General features: G+C 66.9%; 24 protein-coding genes. 14 read left to right on the top strand and 10 right to left on the bottom strand.

Features of this window, described 5'->3' with window-relative positions; all coding sequences use genetic code 11:
- Positions 1–41 precede the first annotated feature (41 nt).
- From KCTC_RS05715 to KCTC_RS05705, 3 genes are all read left to right on the top strand, one after another.
- Positions 42–2,933, top strand: a complete 2,892-nt coding sequence (locus KCTC_RS05715) for a vitamin B12-dependent ribonucleotide reductase (RefSeq protein WP_125567585.1) — start codon at positions 42–44, stop codon at positions 2,931–2,933.
- Positions 2,934–3,113: 180 nt separating this feature from the next.
- The gene (locus KCTC_RS05710; protein WP_125567583.1) at positions 3,114–3,479 is read left to right on the top strand and encodes a hypothetical protein; all 366 of its coding nucleotides are present in this window, start codon (positions 3,114–3,116) and stop codon (positions 3,477–3,479) included.
- Positions 3,480–3,668: 189 nt separating this feature from the next.
- A complete protein-coding gene (locus KCTC_RS05705; protein ID WP_125567581.1) occupies positions 3,669–4,298 on the top strand; it encodes a septum formation family protein in 630 nt (209 codons plus the stop codon).
- Between the two features lie 59 nt (positions 4,299–4,357).
- Here KCTC_RS05705 and KCTC_RS14655 read toward each other — a convergent pair whose 3' ends face one another.
- The 6 genes from KCTC_RS14655 to KCTC_RS05680 are packed head-to-tail and all read right to left on the bottom strand — an operon-like array spanning position 4,358 to position 10,317.
- Positions 4,358–4,522, bottom strand: a complete 165-nt coding sequence (locus KCTC_RS14655; protein ID WP_164512491.1) for a hypothetical protein — start codon at positions 4,520–4,522, stop codon at positions 4,358–4,360.
- Between the two features lies 1 nt (position 4,523).
- Positions 4,524–5,039 (bottom strand): pyrimidine dimer DNA glycosylase/endonuclease V, encoded by a 516-nt coding sequence (locus tag KCTC_RS05700; RefSeq protein WP_125567579.1) that lies wholly within the window; start codon positions 5,037–5,039, stop codon positions 4,524–4,526.
- A gap of 13 nt (positions 5,040–5,052) precedes the next feature.
- On the bottom strand, positions 5,053–5,847 hold the full coding sequence (locus tag KCTC_RS05695) for a DUF1295 domain-containing protein (protein WP_125567577.1): 795 nt from the start codon (positions 5,845–5,847) through the stop codon (positions 5,053–5,055).
- Positions 5,841–7,085, bottom strand: coding sequence for an SAM-dependent methyltransferase (locus tag KCTC_RS05690; protein ID WP_125567574.1), 1,245 nt, complete (start codon positions 7,083–7,085; stop codon positions 5,841–5,843). Before KCTC_RS05690 ends, KCTC_RS05695 begins: the two co-directional genes overlap by 7 nt.
- Complete coding sequence (locus KCTC_RS05685) at positions 7,082–8,335, bottom strand: SAM-dependent methyltransferase (protein WP_125567572.1); 1,254 nt, start codon at positions 8,333–8,335, stop codon at positions 7,082–7,084. The genes KCTC_RS05690 and KCTC_RS05685 overlap by 4 nt, the downstream gene beginning before the upstream one ends.
- On the bottom strand, positions 8,332–10,317 hold the full coding sequence (locus KCTC_RS05680; protein ID WP_125567570.1) for an FAD-dependent oxidoreductase: 1,986 nt from the start codon (positions 10,315–10,317) through the stop codon (positions 8,332–8,334). The genes KCTC_RS05685 and KCTC_RS05680 overlap by 4 nt, the downstream gene beginning before the upstream one ends.
- A 263-nt stretch (positions 10,318–10,580) precedes the next feature.
- Here KCTC_RS05680 and sigK point away from each other — a divergent pair, with 263 nt between their 5' ends.
- The 6 genes from sigK (at position 10,581) to KCTC_RS05650 (ending at position 14,725) form a co-directional block, all read left to right on the top strand.
- Complete coding sequence (sigK, locus tag KCTC_RS05675; RefSeq protein ID WP_125567568.1) at positions 10,581–11,192, top strand: ECF RNA polymerase sigma factor SigK; 612 nt, start codon at positions 10,581–10,583, stop codon at positions 11,190–11,192.
- A complete protein-coding gene (locus KCTC_RS05670) occupies positions 11,189–11,890 on the top strand; it encodes an anti-sigma factor (protein WP_125567566.1) in 702 nt (233 codons plus the stop codon). Before sigK ends, KCTC_RS05670 begins: the two co-directional genes overlap by 4 nt.
- Positions 11,891–11,964: 74 nt before the next feature.
- The gene (locus tag KCTC_RS05665; protein ID WP_197715263.1) at positions 11,965–12,414 is read left to right on the top strand and encodes a hypothetical protein; all 450 of its coding nucleotides are present in this window, start codon (positions 11,965–11,967) and stop codon (positions 12,412–12,414) included.
- Between the two features lie 59 nt (positions 12,415–12,473).
- Positions 12,474–12,902, top strand: a complete 429-nt coding sequence (locus KCTC_RS05660) for a cupredoxin domain-containing protein (protein ID WP_164512490.1) — start codon at positions 12,474–12,476, stop codon at positions 12,900–12,902.
- 74 nt (positions 12,903–12,976) lie between these two features.
- Positions 12,977–14,236, top strand: a complete 1,260-nt coding sequence (locus tag KCTC_RS05655; RefSeq protein WP_125567562.1) for a hypothetical protein — start codon at positions 12,977–12,979, stop codon at positions 14,234–14,236.
- A gap of 84 nt (positions 14,237–14,320) precedes the next feature.
- On the top strand, positions 14,321–14,725 hold the full coding sequence (locus KCTC_RS05650; protein WP_164512489.1) for a hypothetical protein: 405 nt from the start codon (positions 14,321–14,323) through the stop codon (positions 14,723–14,725).
- Positions 14,726–14,731: 6 nt separating this feature from the next.
- Here the strand turns inward: KCTC_RS05650 and KCTC_RS05645 are convergent, their stop codons facing one another.
- Together KCTC_RS05645 and KCTC_RS05640 are read right to left on the bottom strand one after the other, a co-directional pair.
- On the bottom strand, positions 14,732–15,958 hold the full coding sequence (locus KCTC_RS05645; protein ID WP_125567558.1) for a PucR family transcriptional regulator: 1,227 nt from the start codon (positions 15,956–15,958) through the stop codon (positions 14,732–14,734).
- Between the two features lie 36 nt (positions 15,959–15,994).
- A complete protein-coding gene (locus KCTC_RS05640; RefSeq protein ID WP_125567556.1) occupies positions 15,995–16,192 on the bottom strand; it encodes a hypothetical protein in 198 nt (65 codons plus the stop codon).
- A 125-nt stretch (positions 16,193–16,317) separates the two neighbouring features.
- On the opposite strand from KCTC_RS05640, the gene KCTC_RS05635 reads away from it, so the two are divergent.
- The 3 genes from KCTC_RS05635 to KCTC_RS05625 are packed head-to-tail and all read left to right on the top strand — an operon-like array spanning position 16,318 to position 18,889.
- Positions 16,318–16,641, top strand: coding sequence for a Rieske (2Fe-2S) protein (locus KCTC_RS05635; RefSeq protein WP_125567554.1), 324 nt, complete (start codon positions 16,318–16,320; stop codon positions 16,639–16,641).
- Positions 16,642–16,687: 46 nt separating this feature from the next.
- Positions 16,688–17,665 (top strand): GGDEF domain-containing protein, encoded by a 978-nt coding sequence (locus tag KCTC_RS05630; protein ID WP_125567552.1) that lies wholly within the window; start codon positions 16,688–16,690, stop codon positions 17,663–17,665.
- A 51-nt stretch (positions 17,666–17,716) separates the two neighbouring features.
- Positions 17,717–18,889, top strand: coding sequence for a hydroxymethylglutaryl-CoA reductase (locus KCTC_RS05625; RefSeq protein WP_125567550.1), 1,173 nt, complete (start codon positions 17,717–17,719; stop codon positions 18,887–18,889).
- Positions 18,890–18,899: 10 nt separating this feature from the next.
- Here KCTC_RS05625 and KCTC_RS05620 read toward each other — a convergent pair whose 3' ends face one another.
- Positions 18,900–19,472, bottom strand: a complete 573-nt coding sequence (locus KCTC_RS05620; RefSeq protein WP_125567548.1) for a mismatch-specific DNA-glycosylase — start codon at positions 19,470–19,472, stop codon at positions 18,900–18,902.
- Between the two features lie 46 nt (positions 19,473–19,518).
- Between KCTC_RS05620 and KCTC_RS05615 the strand changes: the two genes are divergently transcribed.
- The gene (locus tag KCTC_RS05615) at positions 19,519–20,652 is read left to right on the top strand and encodes an FUSC family protein (RefSeq protein WP_125567546.1); all 1,134 of its coding nucleotides are present in this window, start codon (positions 19,519–19,521) and stop codon (positions 20,650–20,652) included.
- A gap of 113 nt (positions 20,653–20,765) precedes the next feature.
- Here KCTC_RS05615 and KCTC_RS05610 read toward each other — a convergent pair whose 3' ends face one another.
- Complete coding sequence (locus KCTC_RS05610) at positions 20,766–21,599, bottom strand: SDR family NAD(P)-dependent oxidoreductase (protein WP_125567544.1); 834 nt, start codon at positions 21,597–21,599, stop codon at positions 20,766–20,768.
- Positions 21,600–21,695: 96 nt separating this feature from the next.
- Between KCTC_RS05610 and KCTC_RS05605 the strand changes: the two genes are divergently transcribed.
- On the top strand, positions 21,696–22,088 hold the full coding sequence (locus tag KCTC_RS05605) for a hypothetical protein (RefSeq protein WP_125567542.1): 393 nt from the start codon (positions 21,696–21,698) through the stop codon (positions 22,086–22,088).
- Positions 22,089–22,147 lie beyond the last annotated feature (59 nt).

The following is a 22,147-nucleotide window of genomic DNA, read 5'->3' as shown; positions in this document are numbered from 1 at the left end:
ATGCAGTTCAGATACGAAGTTTGAGATCCAGGGGAGAAGACATGACGGAGACGGTGAGCAGCGCGACGAGCGCGGCCCAGGGTTCAGGCGCGGGGCTGACGATCGAGCGGATTTTCTCGACCGAGGGTGTGCACCCGTACGACGAGATCAACTGGGAGCGTCGCGACGTCGTCCAGAAGAACTGGAAGACCGGCGAGACGGTCTTCGAGCAGTTGGGCGTGGAGTTTCCCGACTTCTGGTCGATCAACGCTTCGACCATCGTCACCACCAAGTACTTCCGTGGCGCCGTCGGCGCGGACAACCGTGAAGCCAGCCTCAAGACGCTGATCAACCGCGTCGTGGACACCTACACCGAGGCGGGCATCAAGCACGGCTACTTCCGTACGGCCGTCGACGCCCAGACCTTCTCCGACGAGCTCACCTACCTGCTCGTGAACCAGTACTTCTCCTTCAACTCCCCGGTCTGGTTCAACGTGGGTACGTCCGCTCCGCAGCAGGTCTCCGCCTGCTTCATCCTGAGCGTCGACGACTCGATGGACTCGATCCTGAACTGGTACCGCGAAGAGGGCTTCATCTTCAAGGGTGGCTCGGGTGCTGGCCTGAACCTCTCCCGGATCCGCTCGAGCAAGGAGCTGCTGAAGTCCGGTGGCACCGCCAGCGGCCCGGTCTCCTTCATGCGTGGTGCTGACGCCTCGGCCGGCACGATCAAGTCCGGCGGCGCGACCCGTCGTGCAGCCAAGATGGTCGTCCTGGATGTCGACCACCCGGACATCCTCGAGTTCGTCGAGACCAAGATGCGCGAAGAGGACAAGATCCGCGCGCTGCGCGACGCCGGCTTCGACATGGACCTCGGTGGCAAGGACATCACCTCGGTCCAGTACCAGAACGCCAACAACTCGGTCCGTGTGAGCGACGAGTTCATGCGTGCGGTCGAGGAGGGCAAGGAGTTCGGCCTCAAGGCCCGCTCCACCGGTGAGGTCATCGAGACCGTTGACGCCCGCGACCTGTTCCGCAAGATCTCCGAGGCCGCGTGGGCCTGTGCCGACCCGGGTCTGCAGTACGACGACACGATCAACGACTGGCACACGAACCCGGAGACTGGCCGCATCACCGCGTCGAACCCGTGCTCGGAGTACATGTCGCTCGACAACTCGTCCTGCAACCTGGCCTCGCTCAACCTGCTCAAGTTCCTCAAGGACGACGAGACCTTCGACGCGGTGCGTTTCGCGCAGGCCGTCGAGTTGATCATCACCGCGATGGACATCTCGATCTGCTTCGCGGACTTCCCGACGGAGTCGATCGGCAAGACCACGGTCGACTACCGCCAGCTCGGCATCGGGTACGCCAACCTCGGCGCGCTGCTGATGGCGATGGGTCTCGGGTACGACTCCGAGGGCGGTCGATCGATGGCTGCGACCATCACCTCGCTGATGACCGGTCAGTCGTACAAGCGGTCGGCCGAGCTCGCCGCGATCGTCGGCCCGTACAACGGGTTCGCACGCAACGCGGAGGCCCACAAGCGGGTCATGCGCAAGCACCAGGCGGCCAATGACGCGGTGCGTACGCTCCACATCGCCGACGCCATCGTGCACAAGGCGGCCACCCAGGCCTGGGCGGACGTCCAGGAGCTCGGCGCGGCCAACGGCTTCCGCAACGCCCAGGCCTCGGTGCTCGCGCCGACCGGCACCATCGGCTTCATGATGGACTGCGACACCACAGGCATCGAGCCGGACTTCTCGCTGGTCAAGTTCAAGAAGCTGGTCGGCGGCGGTTCGATGCAGATCGTCAACCAGACGATCCCGCGGGCGCTGAAGAAGCTCGGGTACGACGAGGAGAAGGTCGAGGCGATCGTCGAGTACATCGGCGAGCACGGTCACGTCATCGACGCTCCGGGCTTGAAGACCGAGCACTACGAGATCTTCGACACCGCGATGGGCGCCCGCTCGCTCAAGCCGATGGGCCACGTCCGGATGATGGCTGTGTGCCAGCCGTTCCTGTCGGGTGCGATCAGCAAGACCGTCAACCTGCCGGAGTCGGCGACGGTTGAGGAGATCGAAGACGTCTACATGGAGTCGTGGAAGCTCGGCCTCAAGGCCACCGCGATCTACCGCGACAACTGCAAGGTCGGCCAGCCGCTCGCCGACGGTGGTGGCAAGGCCAAGAAGGACGCCAAGGATGCTGCCGACGCGGCTGCTGCGGCTGATGCGCCGAAGGTTGAGACGGTTACCGTCTACGCCCCGACGCGCAAGCGGATGCCGAAGTCGCGCGTCTCGCGTACGACGTCCTTCACGGTCGGCGGCGCCGAGGGCTACATGACCTCGGGTGCGCACGACGACGGCTCGCTCGGCGAGATCTTCCTCAAGCTCGGCAAGCAGGGTTCGACCTTGGCCGGTGTCATGGACGCCTTCTCGATCGCGGTCTCGATCGGCTTGCAGTACGGCGTCCCGTTGGAGAACTTCACCTCCAAGTTCACGAACCTGGCTTTCGAGCCGTCGGGCTTCACCGACGACGAGGAGATCCGGATGGCCAAGTCCCTCATGGACTACGTCTTCCGCCGCCTGGCTCTTGACTACCTGCCGTACGAGAAGCGCGCCGGTCTGGGCATCTTCTCGGCCGACGAGCGTCAGCGTTACCTGGAGACGGGGTCCTACGACGCGATCACGACGCACGGCACCTCGGCCGCCGAACTGATCGCCGCCCCGGCGGTCATCTCGGACGCGACTGCTCCGGAGCCGCTCGCCGGTGCCGAGCCGGTCGCTGAAGCCACGGCCGCTCCGGTCGAGACCACGGCGCGTACGACCGCGGAACTGCTCGAGATCATCTCGGGTACGGCCGTCGACAGCCCGCTCTGCTTCACCTGCGGGACCAAGATGCGCCCGGCCGGTAGCTGCTACGTCTGCGAGGGTTGCGGTAGCACCAGCGGCTGCAGCTGATCTCAGGCGCCAGGACAACAGAAGGGCCCCGTTCCGGTTGGGACGGGGCCCTTCTGCATGCGTATGGCGGCTCTGCTCGACGATGGAACTCGCGAAACGGTTCGCAAACCTCGCCCTGAGGGTTTACGGTTGCGCGAGCCGGGGGGGGTCCGGCAGTGAACCTGCGATCGGAGCAGCCTGATGGGCAACCTTGACTTCACCGACAATTCCACGTTCTCGTGGTACGTCGTTCTTCTCATCGGCACGGGCATCGCGATGTGCGTCCTGGCCGGTCTGGCCGCCAAGCCGAGCGCGAAGCTGTTGAACCTGGTGTTCGGCATCGGGTTCGTCGGCTATGGCGTCTACCTGGGCTGGATGTTCCACGGCGGCACGTACCTGATCTTCTTCAAGGCGTTCATCCTGCCGGTTGTACTGATCTTCAGCACGGTTCGTGGCGGATTGCGTACGCGTCGTGAAGCGAAGGGCGCGCAGTACGTTCCCGCGCCGAGCCCGACGCCGGTTGAGGGTGCACCCACCCCGCCGCCCGCGGAATCGGCCGAGGCCTGATTCAACTCATCTCCGTCTGTGGCGTACAGCGCTACGGGCGTCCGAGTCACGCCTGAACGTCCAGGCACATGAGTCCTCGGACTCGCGAACACAGAACACCCGATCAGACAGGACTTGCACGTGATTCTTTGGGGCTGGGGCCGGCGGTCAGTAGAAGCGCCACTCGATGGGCATTCGAAATTGCTCTTGGTGTACCGATATTTCTCGGTCTTCTTCATCTTCCGCGTCGCCTTCAAAGGCCAGTTCGTACGCGCCACGCTGACGGAGCAGGGCTGGGCTCAGCAAGAGGTGGACAAGGTCGAGGCGGCGAGGCTCCTGAACGGCAGGACGTTGCATCCGAGCCCGTGGGACCGTTTCTCCCTCATCGGGGTTGCCGTGGTGGTCGCCATCATCGTCGCCGTCAGTTCGTCGAGCCACGCCAAGCGCGACGCCTCAGGCAACGTCACCCAAGGTGGTGACTCGAAAGTCGGTGCCCTCCGCACGGGCGACTGCCTTCCCACGATGACTGGCGGCAACACCAAGGTGTCGGACCTGAATGTCGTGCCATGCAGCCAGGCTCACCAGGCTGAGGTCTTCTACGCGTACGACCTCTCTGGTTCGTTCCCCGGCTCTGACGCCGTTGGTGCGGAGGTTCAGAAGACCTGCGCGAACTATCTGCGCACCAACATGAAGTTGACCCCAGCGGACAAGGGCAAGGCCATTTCCCCGTGGACGCTCTATCCGGACACCCAGGAGACGTGGGACTCGAACAAGCACGCCGTCTGCATCCTGGCGCTCGACTCAGGCACGACCACGAGTCCCATCGCCGTCGCGAAGTAGCCACGCGGTGCAACGACAGAGGGCCCGTTCCTGTTGGAACGGGCCCTCTCGCATCTGCTTCAGCAGACGGCGCGTTGCTCGGCGCTGGGCAGGCCGAGCAACTTCCGAATCAGTTCGAGCAACACAGTGATCCTCCCGAGGGCGTCGGCGACGGACAGCGCCTCCACTAAGGGAACGCTCGGCATACCGTCGGTATGACCAAGGACCCGCGTGATCCCGGTCACATCACGAGCGAGAGCTCGGCCAGAGGCCGTCAGGGTCGGGGGAGTCGGACCATCCGAACTGGCCGTACCAGTCGGGATCCTTGGCCAGCAACGTCCCCCGATGGGCCGCGTGGAAGCGCCGCGAACCCCACCAGGAGGGCAGCAGGATCGGATCCGGTGAGAACCCAGAAGCGTTGACCAGGAACGCCGACTTCTCCCAGCAGGAGTCGCGATAGCCGCGGCTGGTCCATTCGGTGCAGATGGCCCGTTGATAGTCGAGCAGCCCCTGGATGTGACCGTTCCACATCAGCACCGCTGGGTGATGTGACCATCCCGTCGCTCGCCGAGCCTCCAGATGCCAGCGGTCCCGCGGGAGGGGAGCGGGAGGACCGCCGCCGCGACGCACCGAACTGACCAGGCGGTTGCCGGTGAGGACCTGCAGGATCTGGAGGGTCTCCACCCGTTGCTTGCCCAGACGAGCACGATCCAGCACGCGCGCACTCTCGGCGAACGACGGGTAGGGGAGGAAGGTCTGCATCTCGGCGCGCGGGTCAGTGTCGGCGCGTACGTCGCGGTGGCCGCGGGATGAAGGCCGGAGTCGAGGCGGCGTACGCGTCCCAGCCCGGTCGTCCTGCCATCCGCTGCTCGGTGAGGCGTACGCCCGAGACCGAGACAAGGAAGAACGTCATCGCGGCAGGGGCGATCACGGTGGCCAGTGCGGGACGCCAACCGCTTGAAGCCGCCCCGACCAGCCAGATCCCCCACCACACGCAGGCGTCCCCGAAGTAGTTCGGGTGTCGGGTCCAGGCCCAGAGGCCGGTGTCGAGGATCGGTCCCCTGTCGAGGTTGGCACGATGGGCCGCGAGTTGGGCGTCGCCGACCGATTCGAAGTGGACTCCGGCGAGCCAGGCGACGACGCCGATGCCAACCACCCACCACGATCCCATCGGGTGGCTGATGCCGTACGTCACCGGTGTCGCGATGATCGCGACGATCACCGCTTGGAGCACGAAGACCTTGAGGACCACCCGGCTCGCGGGGACCTCACCGATCGCGCCGCCGAGCATCTCGACATACCTCGGATCGTCGTGCCGAGAGCTGAGGGTCCGACGGCCGAGGTGCCAGCTCAGACGCCCGCCCCAGGCCACGACCATCGCCAGGAGGAGCCAACTCCGTGCCGACCACGAAGGGCTCGCCACGGTGACGGTGATCGCCGCGGCGACGAACGCCACGCCCCAGCCGGCGTCGACGATCGCGATCCGCCGGAGCAGGAAGGCGACGATCGCCGTACCGGTCATGGCGGCGGTGACGGCGGCGATCTCCGCCCACCAGACCGTGCTCACCATCGCCGTACCGACGGCAGCGAATGAGTGGCTCCGGGACGGACGGCGAGGATCTGGTCGACCCCCATCCGCCCGTCCCGGAAGGCCGCCGAGCCACCGACGAGATACAACCGCCAGACTCGGACGACCTCCTCGCCGACCAGGTCCGTGAGCAGGTCGGCGGAGGCTTCGACGTTGGCCAACCATCCGGCCACGGTGTGTACGTAGTGCTCGCGCAGCCCGTGCACGTCACGGACCTCCAGGCCCGCGCGCTCGAGGTACGCGACGGTTTCGCCGACAGGTCGCATGTGCATGTCAGGTGCGATGAACGACTCGATGAACGGGCCGCCGCCCGGATGTCGGCCGGTGCGCGACATCTGCTGGATCAGGGCCCGGCCGCCGGGACGCACCCGGTCGTGGATGACCCGTGCGTACGTGGCGTAGTTCTGCTCGCCGACGTGTTCGCCCATCTCGATCGAGGACACGGCGTCGTAGCTCCCCTCGGCGTCGCGGTAGTCGCACAGCGTCACCGTGACCCGATCGCCCAGCCCGCGGGCGTCGATGCGTTCCTGGATGAACCGCTGCTGCTCGGCGGCGATGGTGATCGCCGTGACGTGCGCACCGAAGCGTTCGGCTGCGTGCAAGGACAACGAGCCCCAGCCGCACCCGATGTCGAGCAGGGTCATCCCCGGTTCGAGTCCCAACTTCGTACAGACCAGGTCGAGTTTGGCTCGCTGGGCCTCGGCCAGCGTCGTTGTCGGCGTCGCGTGATATCCGCACGAGTACGCCATCGACGGGTCGAGGATCAGGGAGTAGAACTCGTTCGACAGGTCGTAGTGATGATGGATCGAGGCACGGTCGCGAACCTTGGAGTGCAGTCGACCCTTGATCGTCGCCTGGGATCTCGGCGCCGGCAGCGGCGGCCCGATCACTCCCAACGACGGCAGCAATCGAGCCACGCGCGACGCCATTGTGAGCCGCGCGGCCGTGGTCACAGTCGACGTGCGCGACGGGGTCAGGATCGCCGCCAGCGCCTCGTCGAGGTCACCGTGGATCTCCGCTTCGCCCGTGACGTACGCCTGCGCGGCGCCGAGCTCACCGGGATGCCAGAGCAGGCGACGCAGCGCGTCCGGCGACCGCAGTTCCACCAGCGGCGCGCCATCGGGTCCCACGTACGACCCGTCCCAGGCGATCAGACGGACGGGCAACTCCGGGACGACCGGCGACAGGGCGTCGGCGAGAGCGGTCGCGATGCCGATCATCGGGCTGCGTCCCGGGTGAAGAGCAGTTGCAGATCGTCGAGGTAGGCGGAGGCGAATCCTGCGCGCGAGTACGAGAGGTAGAAGTGCCACAGTCGGCCGAACGTCTCGTCGAAGCCCAGGCGGGTCCAATCGGCGCGGGCTGCCAGGAACCGCTGGTCCCATTGCCTCAGCGTCTCGGCGTAGTGCGATCCGAGCGAGGTGCTGCTGCGCAGGCGGAGCCGGGTGTCACGTTCGGTGACCTGCTTGAGTGCGGTCACCGAGGGCAGGAAACCGCCGGGGAAGATGTATTTCGTGATCCAGGTGTAGGTCTCCCGGGTGGCGCGCATGCGTGCATGCGGCATGGTGATCGCCTGGATCGCGACACGGCCGCCCGGGGCGAGCACACGGTCGATGGTCTGGAAGTACGACGACCAGTACCGCCATCCGACGGCCTCGATCATCTCCACCGAGATCACGGCGTCGTACGTCCCACGAACGTCTCGGTAGTCGCATAGTTCGACGCCGATCCGATCGGCCAGTCCGGCAGCCGCGACACGCCCGATCGCGAGGTCACGCTGCTCGGTGGACAGGGTGATCGTGCGAACGATCGCTCCGCGTCGGGCTGCACGGATCGCGAGGGCGCCCCAGCCGCTGCCGATCTCGAGCAGACGGGTGCCCTCACCCACCTCTGCAAGATCGAGCATTGCGTCGATCTTGCGGATCTGGGCGGTCTCGAGGTCGTCGCCGGTGATCGGACGGCCCGATTCGTCGGTCCGGAACAGCGCCGCCGAATACATCAGGGTCGGGTCCAGGAAGAGCGCGAACAGATCGTTCGACAGGTCGTAGTGGTGGGCGATCACCCGCTGCGTGTCGTCCTGAGCACCGCGCTCATCGCGCGGAGGCCGAGGTACGACGGCTCCGCGAAGCGCTCGCAGCGGGGCTGGGACCAGGGTCGCGATCCGTGCGCACAGCACCGTCAGGAACGACGCCAGGTCGGGCGCGTCCCACGCGCCGGAGAGGTAGGCCTCGCCGAACCCGATGTTCTTGTCCCGTCCGAGGCGGGCGAAGAACTCGTCCGGGCGCCGGATGATCATCTCCGGTCCGCCCCGGCCGTACGTACGCCCCTCGAGGTGGACCGACACGTCCAAGCCGGAGACGGCGCGTACGAACAGGGCCCTCGCGACCCGTGCGGAGATCGCGGTCGACAGTCCCGAGTCGATCGGGTCGAGGTCGATTCGGACACGTGCCGGGGCAAGGTTGGTGATGGTCATACGTCCTCCTGCTGATGGGCTGGGCGGGGTTGGATCGGAAGGCGATGGGCCCACAGGACGAGGCCGTGCAACCGGATCAGGGCGCTGTCGCGCAGCGCGGACAGTCCTGAGAGCCGGGGAGCAGTCGTACAGCGTTCACCGGAGAGGTCCGCTCGGAAGTTGGCGCCGTCCGGAGAACGCAACTCCACCCGGATGTCGAGCTTGCCTCTCGGCACCGGAGCGTGGACGCGATAGATGCCGGTGGAGGGGTGGAAGGGAGACACGTACATCTGCTTCTGGACGACGGCGTCGAGTGCCGGTCCTTCGATCAGGTACGCGTGTCGATCTCCATAGGTGTTGTGCACCTCAAGGATCGTGGCGAGCACCGAGCCGTCCCCACGCAGACACCACCAGACGCTGATCGGGTTGAAGCAGTAGCCCCACGCTCGGGGATGCGCAGCGAGCAGCACCTGCGCGTCACCCAACTCGATCCCGCGTCGGCCGAGGAACGATGCGACGTTCTCGCGAAGCGATCGATCAGGACGGCCGAGGTGGTCGCGGGCTTCGTGACGCCCGTGGGCGAGTCGCCCCCAGAGTGAAGAACTGGCCGGCCCGTCGATGTCGCTGACCCACATCGTTGAGCGGTGTCGGAACGTACGGCGCCAGGGTTGCTGGCGTTCGTGCCAGATCGTCGTCCGATAGGCGCCGATCGCGTGCTCAGCGGGCCGGGTCGGTTCCGGCCAGTGGTGGCCCAGCCGTTCGGCGGCGGCCAGACCCGATCGGGCGCCGTCTTCGTGGAATCCCCAGCCGTGATACGCGCCAGCGAAGGCGACCCGGTCGGTCCCGATCTCACTGAGCCGACCCTGAGCGGCCACCGATTCCGGCGTATAGAGCGGGTGTGCGTACTCCCGGCGAGCAATGACCTGACCCGGGTCCACGAGATCCTCACCGCCGATCGTGACGAGATAGTGCGTCCGGGTTGGCAGCTGTTGCAGTCGGGTCAGGTCGTACGTCACTGTCACCGGCGCCGCCTCGCCGCGTACCCGCCGGAAGTTCCAGGAGCTCCAGGCACCGGCGGCCCTCGGCATCAGCGAGGTATCGGTGTGCAGCAGGGCGACATTCGCGGAATACGTGATCGCCCCGAGGACTTCTTGCTGCGCGGTTGTCGGGTCCTTGAGCATGGCCAGGGCCTGGTCGGGATGAGTCGCGATGATCACCTGATCGAAGTCGCGCTCCACGCCGTGGTGATCGACCACGCTGGCGCGATCCTCGCGCTCGAGCACGGCGGTGACGGCGGTCGAGTACAGGACCTCGTCGAGACGCTCCGCGACGGCATTCACGTACGCGTGCGACCCGCCGGTGACGGTGCGCCAGGTCGGGCTTCCGGTGACGCTGAGCATCCCGTGATGGGAGAGGAACTGGAACAGGTAGCGCGCCGGGTATCGGCTTGCGAGGGTCGGGTCGCAGGACCAGACCGCGGCCACCAGAGGTTCCAGGAAGTGCTGGACGAAGTAGGTGCTGAAACCGTGCTCGAGGACGAAGTCGTGGAGCGTCCGGTCGGGCGCGGTCTCAGCCAGGACCGCACGTGCCTGCCGATGGAATCGGGGGATCTCGGTGAGCATCCGTAGGTAGTGCGCGTTGAACACGTTCGACCTGCGTGGGAACAGGCCCCGACGCCCCCGAGCACCTGCCCACTCCAGATCGGTGAGGTCGTCGCGGATCGACATCGACATCTCCGAGTCCTGAGTCGCGACGTCGAGCTCCTCGAACAGCCGGCACAGCACCGGATACGTCTGCCGGTTGTGCACGATGAATCCGGTGTCGATCTGCAGTACGCGGCCGGCCTCCGTCACGGCGTGGGTGTCCGCATGGCCGCCCAGCCGTTCATCAGCTTCAAAGACGGTGACCTGGACGCCGGCGCGCGTGGCCGCGTACGCCGCCACCAGTCCAGAAACCCCGGAGCCGATCACGGCCAGGCGCGGTGGCGGGGTGCTGACAGTCATCAGTTCTCCGTGGGGTCGACGTCCGCGGCTCGCGGACTACGCAACTCATTCGGAGCCGCGGACGGCGCGGATGGGTTCCGCCGTGAAGAATTCGGACCCATCCGTTCCACGCCGCGCTCCGAACACCTCACACAACCGATGCCAGTTCCGGAAGGACGATCAACGTGACTTCTCCTCGTCGAGGTGGCGGCGCCGCTGCGAACACGCCGATGCTTGCCCTCGTCCTTGTCGCGGTCCCGTGAGTGTGGGCGGAGACTAGAGACATGGATCACCAGAGCGCGCGGGCAGGCGACGCCACTCCTGCCTTGCTCGGCGCAGCCGATGTCGCGAGCGACCTCGCAGCCGATCTGAGGGCGGCCTCACGGGGCGACCAGCAAGCCTTCGCTCGCGTGTATGACGCGACCTCGACCAAGGTGTACGGCCTGGTCCTGCGCGTGCTCCGCAATCCGGCGATGGCCGAGGAGGTCAGCCAGGAGTGCTATCTGGAGATCTGGCGTCAGGCGGCCCGGTATGAGCCGGCTCGCGGGAGCGCGCTCGCCTGGATGCTGACCGTCGCGCATCGCCGGGCAGTGGACCGGGTCAGGGCGGTCGAGGCCTCGGATCGTCGAGACGTCCACTACGAGCGGTCGAATCGTTCGGTGGAGCATGATTCCACCGAGGAGGCCGCAGAAGCCCGGATGGAGGCTCGCCGGGTGCGGGCGGCACTGCAGGGGCTGACGGGGGCGCAGCGTGAGGCCATCGAACTGGCCTATTTCGGCGGATATACACATACAGAAGTGGCGGCGATGCTCGACCTTCCCTTGGGCACCGCCAAGACACGGATCAGGGATGGTCTGATTCGACTACGAGACACGATGGGGGTGGGGGCGCAATGAGCATCGACATTCACGCGCTATCGGGTGCGTACGCGGTCGACGCCCTCGACGGATCCGAGCGCGCCGAGTTCGAACGGCACTTGGCCGAATGCGTCAGTTGCCAGCATGAGGTGGACAGCCTCCGCGAAGCCGCCGCCGCACTGTCCGGAGCCGTGGAGACGGCGCCGTCGGACCGGCTGCGGGCAGCGGTCCTGGCCGGGATCGGCGAAGTCCGCCCGCTTCCGCCCCTGGTGTCGGTCTCCCGGGCGGGGCGTACGCGCCGCCGCTGGGCAGCCGGTTCGTTGGTGTTGGCAGCGTCGGTGGCATCGGCAGTGGCTGTCTCCCACCCGTGGCCGAGTTCGCATGTGAGCATGTCTGCGGCGGACCGGGTGATGTCGGCGGCGGACGTCCAAGTCGTGCGCAGTGCCGTCGTCGGCGGCGGATCGCTGACCTGGTACCGATCCGGTTCAGTGGGTCGCGCGGTCGTCACCTCCGGGGGCCTCAAGCCGCTACCGAACTCCCAGGTGTACGAGCTGTGGCTGCAGCGTCCCGATCGCTCGATGGCTCCAGCCGGGTACCTGCCTGCTGGCGCCACCACCGTGGTCCTGACCGGCCAAGCGCGTACCGCGCTGGGTGCCGGAATCACGGTCGAGCCGGCCGGAGGAAGCGCAAGGCCGACGACCACTCCGCTCGCCCTGGTGGCGTTCGCGCGGGCGTAGCGAGTCCTACCCGCCCAAACCCGACGCCGCCCCGGCGGACAAATCTGTTTCGCCGGCGGTGACGAACACGGGACATGACGTCCTTCACCACTCGCGCAGCCAGGTTGTTCTCAATCTCCATGCTGCTCCGCCTCGCCGCTGCCGCAGGGCTGGTGGTCGACGCCCGTGTCCACCTCAAGCTCGCCGGCGCCTACGACTCGATCAGGAGCAGCGCCGTCAGCCAGGGCGACCTCTTCCGGATCGAAGCCGGGCTCGCGATCGCAGCGGCGGTTCTGATCCTGCTGGTCCGCAAGAGCTTCACTGACTTCTTCGCTGCGGCGGTCGCCGGAGGCGGACTGGCGGCGCTGCTGGTCTATCGGTACGCCGACCTCGGTGCCATCGGTCCATTGCCGCCGATGTACGAACCCGCCTGGTACCCGGACAAGGTCGACACCTGCATTGCTCAGGCCATCGCCACAGCGGCATCGATCTGCGTGCTCCTGGTGGCGGCGTACCGAGGCCGCAAGGCGGGCCGGGCGGCATGAAAACCGTGAACCTGCAGTACCGGTCCAATCTGTTTGGTTCACCGCATCGAATGCATGACGTGATTCCCTCAACCACCGCCCTCCGGCCGCGAACCAAGGCAGGCATCCTCGCCGCCTCCGCCCTCACTCTCGCGTTGGCCACCGCCTGTGGCACCTCCGGGAGCTCGGGGGCCGGCAACGGTGCGACTCTCGACAACGCCACCACGGTCCGGACCTCGTTGCTCTCGTTCATGCCAGCAACGTTGACGGTCAAGGCGGGCAGCACGGTCACCTGGACCGATACCGATTCCATCGCGCACACCGTCACGACAGGGACGTTCGTTGTGGGATCAGATGGTCTGCGGACCTCCGAGAACCCGGACGGTGTGATCAACATGCCGCTCAGTCCGGGCAAGAACGTCACGTTCACCTTCACCAAGCCCGGCAAGTACGTCTACTACTGCTCGATCCACAAGGGCATGTCCGGCGAGATCGTCGTGACCCCATGAACCCAACATCGCGTCGTCGCAACCGTCGACCCGTTTCACCCAACCATCAGATGAACCAGAATGAGGAGCACAACATGAACAGGTCCACCTCCGGAAAGGCTCGGCTCGCCGTCGCGGCCGTTGCCACCCTGGCGACGCTGACACTGACCGCCTGCGGCAGCTCCACCAGCTCGCCGGCGCCCTCGGACTCCATGTCGGGCATGCCCAGCACTGCGTCTGGTGTGACAGGTGCAGCGGCCACCACCACCGCAGCCGCTGGCCTCCGCGCCACATTGACCGACCTGCTCACCCAGCACGTCTACCTCGCTGGAATCGCATTGAAGACGGCGCTCGACAAGGGCGGCAACCTCAAGGATCCGGCCGTGGTGGCGGCTGTCACCACCCTCGACGGGAACTCGGTCGCACTCTCGAAGGCGATCGGATCCGTCTACCCGGCGGCCGAGAAGCCGTTCCTGCAGTCGTGGCGTCAGCACATCGGGTTCTTCGTGGACTACACGCTGGGCAAGGCCACGAAGAACACGGCGATGGCTGAGAACGCCAAGTCGGACCTCAACAGCTACCGCACCTCGTTCGGCCAGCTGATCAACTCCGTCGTACCGGAACTGCCGGCCGACGCTGTTGCCCAGGAGCTCATCCCGCACGTCCAGACGCTGCTCGACACCATCGACGCGCTGGTCAGTGGCAAGGGCGACGCCTTCGCGCTGCTCTCCAAGGCCGCCGACCACATGCCGATGACCGCCAGCATCTTGGCCACCGGCATCGCTCAGGACAAGCACCTCGCGGGTGACCCCAACGACGCCGCCTCGGGTCTGCGCTCGGGTCTGACGTACCTGCTTGACGCCCACGTCGACCTCGCCGGCATCGCGCTGACGCAGGCCGTCAGCAAGGGTGGCAACCTCAAGGACCCGACCGTGGTCGCTGCGGTCAACGCTCTGGATGCGAACTCGGTGGCCCTCTCCAAGGCCGTCGGATCTGTCTACCCGGCAGCCGAGACCCCGTTCCTGCAGTCGTGGCGTCAGCACATCGGGTTCTTCGTCAACTACACGCTCGGCAAGGCCACCAAGAACACGGCCATGGCTGACAAGGCGAAGTCGGACCTCAACGGGTACCGCACCTCGTTCGGTCAGCTGATCAACTCCGTCGTTCCGCAGCTTCCTGCTGACGCTGTTGCCCAGGAGTTGGTGCCGCACGTGCAGACGCTGCTCGACACGATCGACGCGTTGGTCGCCGGCAACCCCCAGGTCTTCGCCGACCTGGACATGGCCGCCATGCACATGCCCGGGACCGCGAAGATCCTCGCTGGCGGTATCGCGGCGAACAAGAACCTCGGCTAGGCCCAGGCTCCGCTCCACATCTGATCCCTGCCCCGGTTGAAACCCCGGGGCAGGGATCGCATCGAACCGACTGAGGTGGATCCCATGAGTACGACGTCACTGCACCCAACGCCCACGATCATCGACTCGACTCTCCGGGTCGCCGTCGTCGCCGCCATCGGGGTCGCCGCCGTCGCCCACGTGCCCGTGATCGCCCCGCACCTCAAGGAAGCTCCCTACATGGGCGTGCTCTTCGTGGTGTTCACGGGCGTGTGTGTCGCGCTGGGGGTGGCAATCGCCGCCACCGGACAGACCTGGGCGTACCGCTTCGCCGCCGTCGTCTGCGGGAGCGCCGTCCTCGTGTACGGAGCAACGCGACTGATCGCATTCCCCCAACTCTCCGACGACGTCGGCAACTGGTTCGAACCGCTCGGCGTCGTATCCGTTCTCTCCGAAGCGGCCGTTGCCGTTCTCGCGTTGGCGGCTCTCCGTCGCCGGCGGACTGCCTGAGCGACCTCAGGTCCCGTCAGCGAGAAACGCATGGTGGTACGCGAGCGCCAGCGCCAGGTCGGAGGATCGTTCGTTGATGGAGCGGCCCATGATCTTCTCGATCTGGCCGAGTCGGTAGCGGACCGTGTTGGAGTGCACGATCAGGGCCTCGCCGGCCTTCTCCAGGTTCTCTGCCTCGAGCGCGGCCCGCGCTGTCTGCCGCAGGCGGGCCATCGCGTCTGTGTCCTCGGCCAGGCGCCCCAAGGTACGCGCGACGAACCGGGCGGCGTCCTCCGGTGACTGCCGCAGCATGGCCAGCGTTTCGACCTCACCGAACAGAAGTGGGTTGGGCAGCCGCTGGGATGCGAATGCCATCCGCTGGGCCCGCTGGGCCTCCAGATGGCTGAGCCGGAATCCGTCGATGCCCTCGACCGGGCTGCCGACGGCCACCACGATGCCGCGCTCGTCCAGCCAGGTTCGTAGCGATCCGAAACGGTCGGTCGTCGGGGCGGCCTTCGAGGCGATCCACATCCACAGATCGCGCCCGCCCGGCGAGACGATCAACGGGTTCCGTGCCCCAGCCAGTTGTGCCAACTCCAGCGCGCCGTCGCGCAGCTCGGTGACTCGCTGGATGTCGGTGGCGTGCAGGAGTACGGCCGTGTTGATGCCGGAGAGCGGGTGCCCACCGAGAGAGGCTGAGGCCTCGCGAGGATTCAGCGTCCCCTCACCTTCGATGAGTGCCCGTACGGCCACGAGCTTCTGGGCTGCCGCCCCCTGACGGACCTTGTCGCGCTCGGCCTCGAAGAGGGCGGTCGATGCCTCGACGACGGCGTCGATCCACGTGCTGGCCCGGTTCCAGAAGAAGATCAGGAACTGCGACTCCTCGGACTGCGGAGCAACCGTGGTCAGCACGTCGGTGATGTAGTCCCAGATGGCTCGGCGCGCGACTCGGTAGATCCGGAACAGCACCGCCAACGGATGACCTCGGCGAGCCAGTTCGGTGGCCACCTCCGCGGCCGTCGGGAGCATCGGGATCTCGCGCTCGGGATAGCGGATGCTTCCCAGGAACGCGGTCCACTGCGTACGCGCCGAGATCTCCACGGCCTTGGCGAGCACCGCGTCGTCAGCAATGGTCGGGATCTCGGCGCCGATGCGTTGCATGACACGGTCGGCCCAACCGTCCACGGCTTCCGCGGTCGACTGGGTGGAGACGAACTGCTCGACAATCGTGTCGAAAGGACCTGGTTCTGCCACAGGGACGAATCAAGCAGAACGACGTCGTACTGGCAATCAGGCAGCGACGGCGTCGCTGATGGCGGCGGTCCCAGCCTTCGTCTGCAGCTGGGCGACGATCGCCGCCGCCCCGGTCGGGGCGTGGGTGCCGCGGCGGCGCTGGACGGCATCCGCGATGCCGCCGCCGACAGTGGCGATGACAGGAATCCAGACCGGGGTCAACATCGCGAAGAACAGCCAGAACATGAACGTCATCGGACACTCCGTCTCAGGTGGGGGACCTCCATCGTCCGAAAATCTCCGCCCGGCTCGCTTGTCGTCCGGGCCCAAACATCCCGGAGACCATTGGAGATCGGTACAGACACCGGCAGAGTGGGCACATGGCCGACGTTCACATTCCGCATCCGCTTCCCGAGGGCACCGTCGAGGGCAACGGCGCGTACGCCGTCGGCAACAACGGTGACCATTTCGCCGTCACCCGGCGCTGTCGTCACCTGCGCGCCGATCTCGCCAACGGCAGCATCGACGACGACGGCTGCCTGGTCTGCCCGTGGCACAAGGCGAAGTACGACACCGCCACCGGCCGGATGGTCCGCGGGCCGCAGGAGCCGTTCAACAAGTACCCGGGTCTGAGTTGGGCCTTCACGCAGCTCACCAAGGTGTGGCCGTTGGGCCGGGCGAACGTGGTGGTCGACGAAGGGTGACCTTTCGGAGGATGAGGGCAGTTGCGCTCGCCGATAATCTGCGCCCATGACCCGCCTTGACGACGATCACGGGATCGCCGGACTCCTGACCGCGATCCAGGAGCTCTCCCTTGCCACGACCCTGGCCCAGGTGCAGCAGATCGTCCGCGCGGGCGTACGCAGCCTCGCTGACTGTGACGGGGCCACGTTCGTGCTCCGCGATGGCGACCTCTGCTACTACGCCGACGAGGACGCGATCTCGCCGCTGTGGAAGGGGATGCGGTTCCCGTTGGAAGCCTGCATCAGCGGATGGGCGATGCTCAACAAGGAGCAGGCCGTCATTCCGGACATCTACGTCGACCCCCGGATCCCGCACGACGCGTACCGGCCCACGTTCGTGCGCAGTCTGGTGATGATGCCGATCCGTACGCTCGCGCCGATCGGTGCGCTGGGTGCGTACTGGGCAGAAAACCACGAAGCGACCGAGGCCGAGATCAGCCTGTTGCGAGCGCTCGCTGAAGCAACGTCGCTGGCTCTGGAGAAGGTGTCGGTCCACGACGAGCTGCAGCGTGAGGTGCAGCTCGCCAAGGACGCCTTCCTGCTCTCACAGACCGACGAACTGACCGGCCTCCTCAATCGCCGGGGCTTCGCGGCGGAGGTCACGGCGCGATTCGAGGACGCCCCCAGCGGCGGCGCGGTCGCCTTCGTCGACGTCAACGGGCTCAAGACCGTCAACGACTCCTTGGGCCACCCGGAGGGGGATCTCCTCATCCAGCACGTGGCTTTCACCGTGCGGGGCGCCGTACGTCCCGGGGACGTGGTCGGACGCCTGGGCGGCGACGAGTTCGCCGTGTTCGCGGTCGGGACCGATGCCCACGCGTTGCGGGATCGGTTGACCGCTGCTCTCGGAGACAGCGCCAGTGTCGGTGTCGAACCGTTGTCGTCGGTCACCGGACTGGCAGATGCCCTGCTGGCCGCGGACGCCGACATGTATCTCGCCAAGCGGGCGCTTCGGGCCGTCCGAGGCGACCGCGCGGTCCGCTGAACCGGGGCGTGTCGGTCGCGCTCCGCGCCCACCCCTGACAGGCTGCACCCCGTGGCTGACTCGATTCCGCGCTCTCGTGACGACAACTACTCCGCCGAGGCCATCGACGCCCGGCATGAGTTCCTGAAGGAACGCACCGGCGAGAGCGTCGAGCACATCAGGGCGTACTCGCTCGACCCGGCAGTACTGCCCGGCAACGTCGAGAACTTCATCGGCGTCGCGCAGGTGCCGATGGGTCTGGCCGGTCCGTTGCGGGTCAACGGCGAGCACGCGCAGGGTGACTTCTATGTGCCGATGGCGACGACCGAGGGAACTCTTGTTGCTAGCTACAGCCGTGGGATGAAGCTGTGCCGCGCGGCTGGCGGCGTCACCACGACCGTGATCGATGACCGGATGCAGCGGGCGCCGGTGTTCAGCTTCGACAACGCGCGCGAGGCACGTGACTTCCGCGAGTGGCTGCTGGCGAACGTCGAGCAGATCGCAGCGGCGGCCGAGACGACGACCAGCAGCGGCAAGCTCCTGGACATCCAGACCTTCCCCGTGAGCAAGCTCCTCTACACCCGGTTCAACTACTCCACCGGTGACGCCGCCGGCCAGAACATGACCGGCAAGGCCACCTTCGCTGCGTGCGCCTGGATCAAGCAGAACTACCCGGGGCCTGAGGTGCGATTCCTGCTCGAGGGCCAGTTCGCCACCGACAAGAAGACGTCGGTCGTCAACATGCTGCACACCCGCGGCAAGCGGGTCGTCGCCGAGATCACCCTGCCGGCGGCGCTCGTCGAGGAGCAGATGCACGTCTCGACCGACAAGCTGTTCAACGCGCGCATGCGCGGCCAGCTCGGATCGATCATGAGCGTCACCAACAACAACGGCAACCACTCCGCCAACGGCCTCACCGCGATGTTCATCGCCACCGGCCAGGACGTCGCCAACATCGCCGAGGCGAGCGCGATGTACGGCTTCTCCGAACTCCTTCCCAACGGAGACTTCTACGCCTCGGTGACGCTGCCCGCCCTGATCATCGCGACGTACGGCGGTGGCACCGGCCTGGCCACGCAGCGGGAGTCGCTGGAGCTGTTGGGCTGCTACGGCAAGGGCAAGGTACGCAAGCTCGCCGAGATCATGGCGGCCACGGTGCTGGCGGGGGAGTTGTCCCTCGGGGCAGCTGTGGTGGCTGATGAGTGGGTGCAGGCCCACGACGACCTGGGCCGCAACCGGCCCTGATTCCTACGGGTCAGCTCAGCACGCCCGCAACGCGGGCCGGCTCGGCGTACTTGATCGCCAACGAAGCCACTGTCTCGTGCGCGTTGAGGCCGGAGGAGTTGGGGACGACCCACAGGATCGAGTCACCGATCATCACCGGCTGACGGCCCTCCGCGGCCTTCGGGCGTGCGAAGGCGACGCGGTACGCGGTGATGCCCGCGACGGCGACCACCAGCGGTCGGCGGCACGTGACGAGGTCGGCCAGCGCCGCGGCGCCCTCGATCAACTCGGCCTTCGACAACTCGTCCGCCCGTGCCGTCGCGCGCTGCACCAGATTGCAGATCCCGACACCGCGACCGGTGATGTGGTCACGTTGAGCCGGAGTAGTACCGGCTGCCGGGTCGATGCGCTCGGTGATGATGCCGGCCTCGTACAGCGCCGGGTAGAACCGGTTGACTGGGTGTGCGAAGTGGGTCTGGACCGCCGCCGTCCACAGTCCTGGGTTGATCCCGACGAAGAGCAGTTTGAGCTCGCCGTCCGGCAACAGATCAGGCACGGTCACGCCGCGGAACGCGTCCAACTCAGCGCGAGTGAACCGAGGCATAGGAATAGTCTCGATCACCCCCGCGCTCAGCACTAATGTGCGCGTCATGGAACTCCCGCTGACTCAGTCGCCGTCGGCAGAGTTCGCGGCCGAGTTCGTCCAGCAGCGCGTACGCCCGAGCCTGCGGGCGCGGGTCGGCCGCTGGCAGTCCAAACGCTGGGCGATCCTCCAGTGCGCGGCCGCAGCCGGGGTGGCGTTCTTCATCGCCCACGACCTGTTGGGCCACGCCGCCGCGTTCTTCGCGCCGGTTGCAGCCGTGGTCAGTCTCGGCACGTCGTACGGTCAGCGGCTGCGCCGCGTGCTCGAGGTCGCGGTGGGTGTCAGCGTCGGTGTCGCGTTGGCAGACCTGCTGGTGGCCGGGATCGGGCGTGGGGCCTGGCAGATCGGGGTCATCGTCGCGCTGGGCATGTCGGTGGCTGTCCTGATGGACACGGGCTCCCTCATCGTGAATCAGGTGGCGGTGCAGTCGATCTTCGTTGCCGCGGTGGTCCCGGTGCACGGCGCGGTCTGGTCGCGGTGGATCGATGCGCTCGTCGGTGGAGCGGTCGCCCTGGTCGCCGCGATGCTCGTACCCGCGGAGGCGTTCCGTCAGCCGGCGGTCAAGGCCGGTGCCGTGCTCGACCGGATCGCCGCGCTGGTGCGAGCAGCGGCGGGCATCGTGGTCGGCGAGCCCGGCGACCACGGGTTCGAACTTCTTGCCCAGGCCCGGGCGACCGACGCCCTCGTGGTCAGCCTGCGCGCCGCAGCCGCGGACGGGCTCGCGGTGGTCGGGATGTCGCCGTTCCGCATCCGGCAGCGGGAGCACGTACGCCACGTAGCCGCCATCGTCGATCCGCTCGACCGGGCGCTTCGGTCCACCCGTGTGCTGGTCCGGATGACCGCGGTCGCCGCGCACCGCGGCCGGGTGATCCCGGAGGCGTACGCCGAAGTGCTGGCCGAGATTGCTGCAGCCGCGGAGACCATCGGTGGCGGACTCGCCTACGACACGGTGGAGCAGGCGATCCCACAGTTGATGCGGATCGCCGATGCGACCCGGCACCTGCCGCGGGGGACCTCGGTGAGTGCCGATGCCGTCCTGGTGCAGATGCGCACCATCGTGGTCGATCTGCTCGAGATCTGTGGGTTCAGCCAGATCGAGGCCACTGACGCCCTGCCGCCGGTCGCCCCGCGTACGCCCTGAACGCCCCGACCCGCGAGGGGCGAAACAATTCAGGACACGTGGGGACCCGAGGGATATATGCCCTCGAGGCGTCACATGTCCTGAATTGCTTGACCGACCTCGCTCCGGCTCGGTCAGATCTTCTTGGGCATGACCCGCTTGGCGCCGAGGGCGATGATGTCCTGATACTTCGAGCCGGTGAACTTGCCGAAGTTGTGGATCGCGTGGGCGTCGAGGCCTACCAGGACTCGAGCCTGGTTCTTCAGGATGCCCTTGACGATCGTCTCGGCGGCACTCTCCGGAGTGGTCCGGGCGAGTACCTCGTCGAAGAGTTTGGCCGTCGCAGCAGCGTCCTCCTTGGCCGAGGTACGCGCGTTGCGGGCGATCGCGGTCTTGATGCCGCCGGGGTGGACAGCTGTGACACCGACCTTGTTGCCGGCGATGAGCATCTCCTCGCGCAGGGCCTCGGTCAGGCCACGGACTGCGTACTTGGAGGCGTTGTAGGCCGACTGGCCCGGCATCGAGACCAGCCCGAAGAGCGAGGAGATGTTGACGACGTGGCCGTCGCCGGACTCGATGATCGCCGGCAGGAAGAACTTGGTGCCGTGGATGACACCGAAGAGGTTGATGCCGAGGATCCAGTCGATGTCGGTCAACTCGAGATCGACGAAGTCGCCTGCAAGGGCGACGCCGGCGTTGTTGATGACGACGTTCACGCGACCGAAGTCCTTGATGACGGCCTTTGCGTACGCCTCGAATGCGGCTCGGTCAGCCACGTCGAGCTTGTCGGTACGCACCTTCGCCGCGCCGGCCGCGACCGCGAGGTCACGGGTCTCGGCGAGGCCGATCTCGTTGACGTCGGAGAGCGCCAGCAGGGAGCCGCGCTTGGCGCAGTTGATCGCGAGAGCCCGACCGATGCCTGAACCGGCACCGGTGATGACGACAACCTTGTCCTTCAAAGTCTTCATGCCGATGGACGCTACACAATGTCGCGGATACTTGTCGCGGTGTGTGACCGAGCCCATTCATAGGCCTGACACAGCAAAGAGGCGCATGCTGCACTCATGACCGAGGACACACCCACCCCCCAGACGCCCCCGCCGGCTCCCACGGAGGCTCCGCCGGCTCCGGCGGCCACGAAGACCAGGATCGGCGACGTCATCTTCGGCTGGAAGAGCGCAGTCGTCATCTTCATCGGCGGACTCATCCTCGGCGGCCTCGGCGGCGTCGGCATCGGCAGCGTGGGTCACCATCACCACCACCCGCGTGACGACCGGATGATGCACTTCCGCGGCGGCCCCGGCGGCCCCGGCGGCCCCGGCGGCTACGGGTACGGCGGCTTCCAGGGGGGCACATACGGCAGCCCCGGTGGCCAGATGATCATTCCGCCAGGACAACCCGCCCCGGATACCTCGAAGGCGCCGACTCCCTCCGCGTCGCCGAAGGTCAGCGGCTGACCGGAGTCATCGACACGACGAGAGAGGGGCGAGGCCGACTGGCCCCGCCCTCTTTCGTT

It is taken from the genome of Nocardioides baekrokdamisoli, assembly GCF_003945325.1.
Taxonomy (GTDB): Bacteria; Actinomycetota; Actinomycetes; order Propionibacteriales; family Nocardioidaceae; genus Nocardioides; species Nocardioides baekrokdamisoli.
This window is presented reverse-complemented; position numbering and strand designations above follow the sequence as displayed.

What these genes read in the sequence shown, in the direction of transcription:
- sigK (WP_125567568.1), top strand. Translation starts at nt 10,581, where the DNA reads ATGGATCACCAGAGCGCGCGGGCAGGCGACGCCACTCCTGCCTTGCTC.
- KCTC_RS05605 (WP_125567542.1), top strand. Translation starts at nt 21,696, where the DNA reads ATGACCGAGGACACACCCACCCCCCAGACGCCCCCGCCGGCTCCCACG.
- KCTC_RS05630 (WP_125567552.1), top strand. Translation starts at nt 16,688, where the DNA reads ATGACCCGCCTTGACGACGATCACGGGATCGCCGGACTCCTGACCGCG.
- KCTC_RS05665 (WP_197715263.1), top strand. Translation starts at nt 11,965, where the DNA reads ATGACGTCCTTCACCACTCGCGCAGCCAGGTTGTTCTCAATCTCCATG.
- KCTC_RS05615 (WP_125567546.1), top strand. Translation starts at nt 19,519, where the DNA reads ATGGAACTCCCGCTGACTCAGTCGCCGTCGGCAGAGTTCGCGGCCGAG.
- KCTC_RS05635 (WP_125567554.1), top strand. Translation starts at nt 16,318, where the DNA reads ATGGCCGACGTTCACATTCCGCATCCGCTTCCCGAGGGCACCGTCGAG.
- KCTC_RS05610 (WP_125567544.1), bottom strand. Translation starts at nt 21,599, where the DNA reads ATGAAGACTTTGAAGGACAAGGTTGTCGTCATCACCGGTGCCGGTTCA.
- KCTC_RS05685 (WP_125567572.1), bottom strand. Translation starts at nt 8,335, where the DNA reads ATGACCATCACCAACCTTGCCCCGGCACGTGTCCGAATCGACCTCGAC.
- KCTC_RS05670 (WP_125567566.1), top strand. Translation starts at nt 11,189, where the DNA reads ATGAGCATCGACATTCACGCGCTATCGGGTGCGTACGCGGTCGACGCC.
- KCTC_RS05715 (WP_125567585.1), top strand. Translation starts at nt 42, where the DNA reads ATGACGGAGACGGTGAGCAGCGCGACGAGCGCGGCCCAGGGTTCAGGC.
- KCTC_RS05695 (WP_125567577.1), bottom strand. Translation starts at nt 5,847, where the DNA reads ATGGTGAGCACGGTCTGGTGGGCGGAGATCGCCGCCGTCACCGCCGCC.
- KCTC_RS05655 (WP_125567562.1), top strand. Translation starts at nt 12,977, where the DNA reads ATGAACAGGTCCACCTCCGGAAAGGCTCGGCTCGCCGTCGCGGCCGTT.
- KCTC_RS05700 (WP_125567579.1), bottom strand. Translation starts at nt 5,039, where the DNA reads ATGCAGACCTTCCTCCCCTACCCGTCGTTCGCCGAGAGTGCGCGCGTG.
- KCTC_RS05690 (WP_125567574.1), bottom strand. Translation starts at nt 7,085, where the DNA reads ATGATCGGCATCGCGACCGCTCTCGCCGACGCCCTGTCGCCGGTCGTC.
- KCTC_RS05620 (WP_125567548.1), bottom strand. Translation starts at nt 19,472, where the DNA reads ATGCCTCGGTTCACTCGCGCTGAGTTGGACGCGTTCCGCGGCGTGACC.
- KCTC_RS05680 (WP_125567570.1), bottom strand. Translation starts at nt 10,317, where the DNA reads ATGACTGTCAGCACCCCGCCACCGCGCCTGGCCGTGATCGGCTCCGGG.
- KCTC_RS05650 (WP_164512489.1), top strand. Translation starts at nt 14,321, where the DNA reads ATGAGTACGACGTCACTGCACCCAACGCCCACGATCATCGACTCGACT.
- KCTC_RS05640 (WP_125567556.1), bottom strand. Translation starts at nt 16,192, where the DNA reads ATGACGTTCATGTTCTGGCTGTTCTTCGCGATGTTGACCCCGGTCTGG.
- KCTC_RS05710 (WP_125567583.1), top strand. Translation starts at nt 3,114, where the DNA reads ATGGGCAACCTTGACTTCACCGACAATTCCACGTTCTCGTGGTACGTC.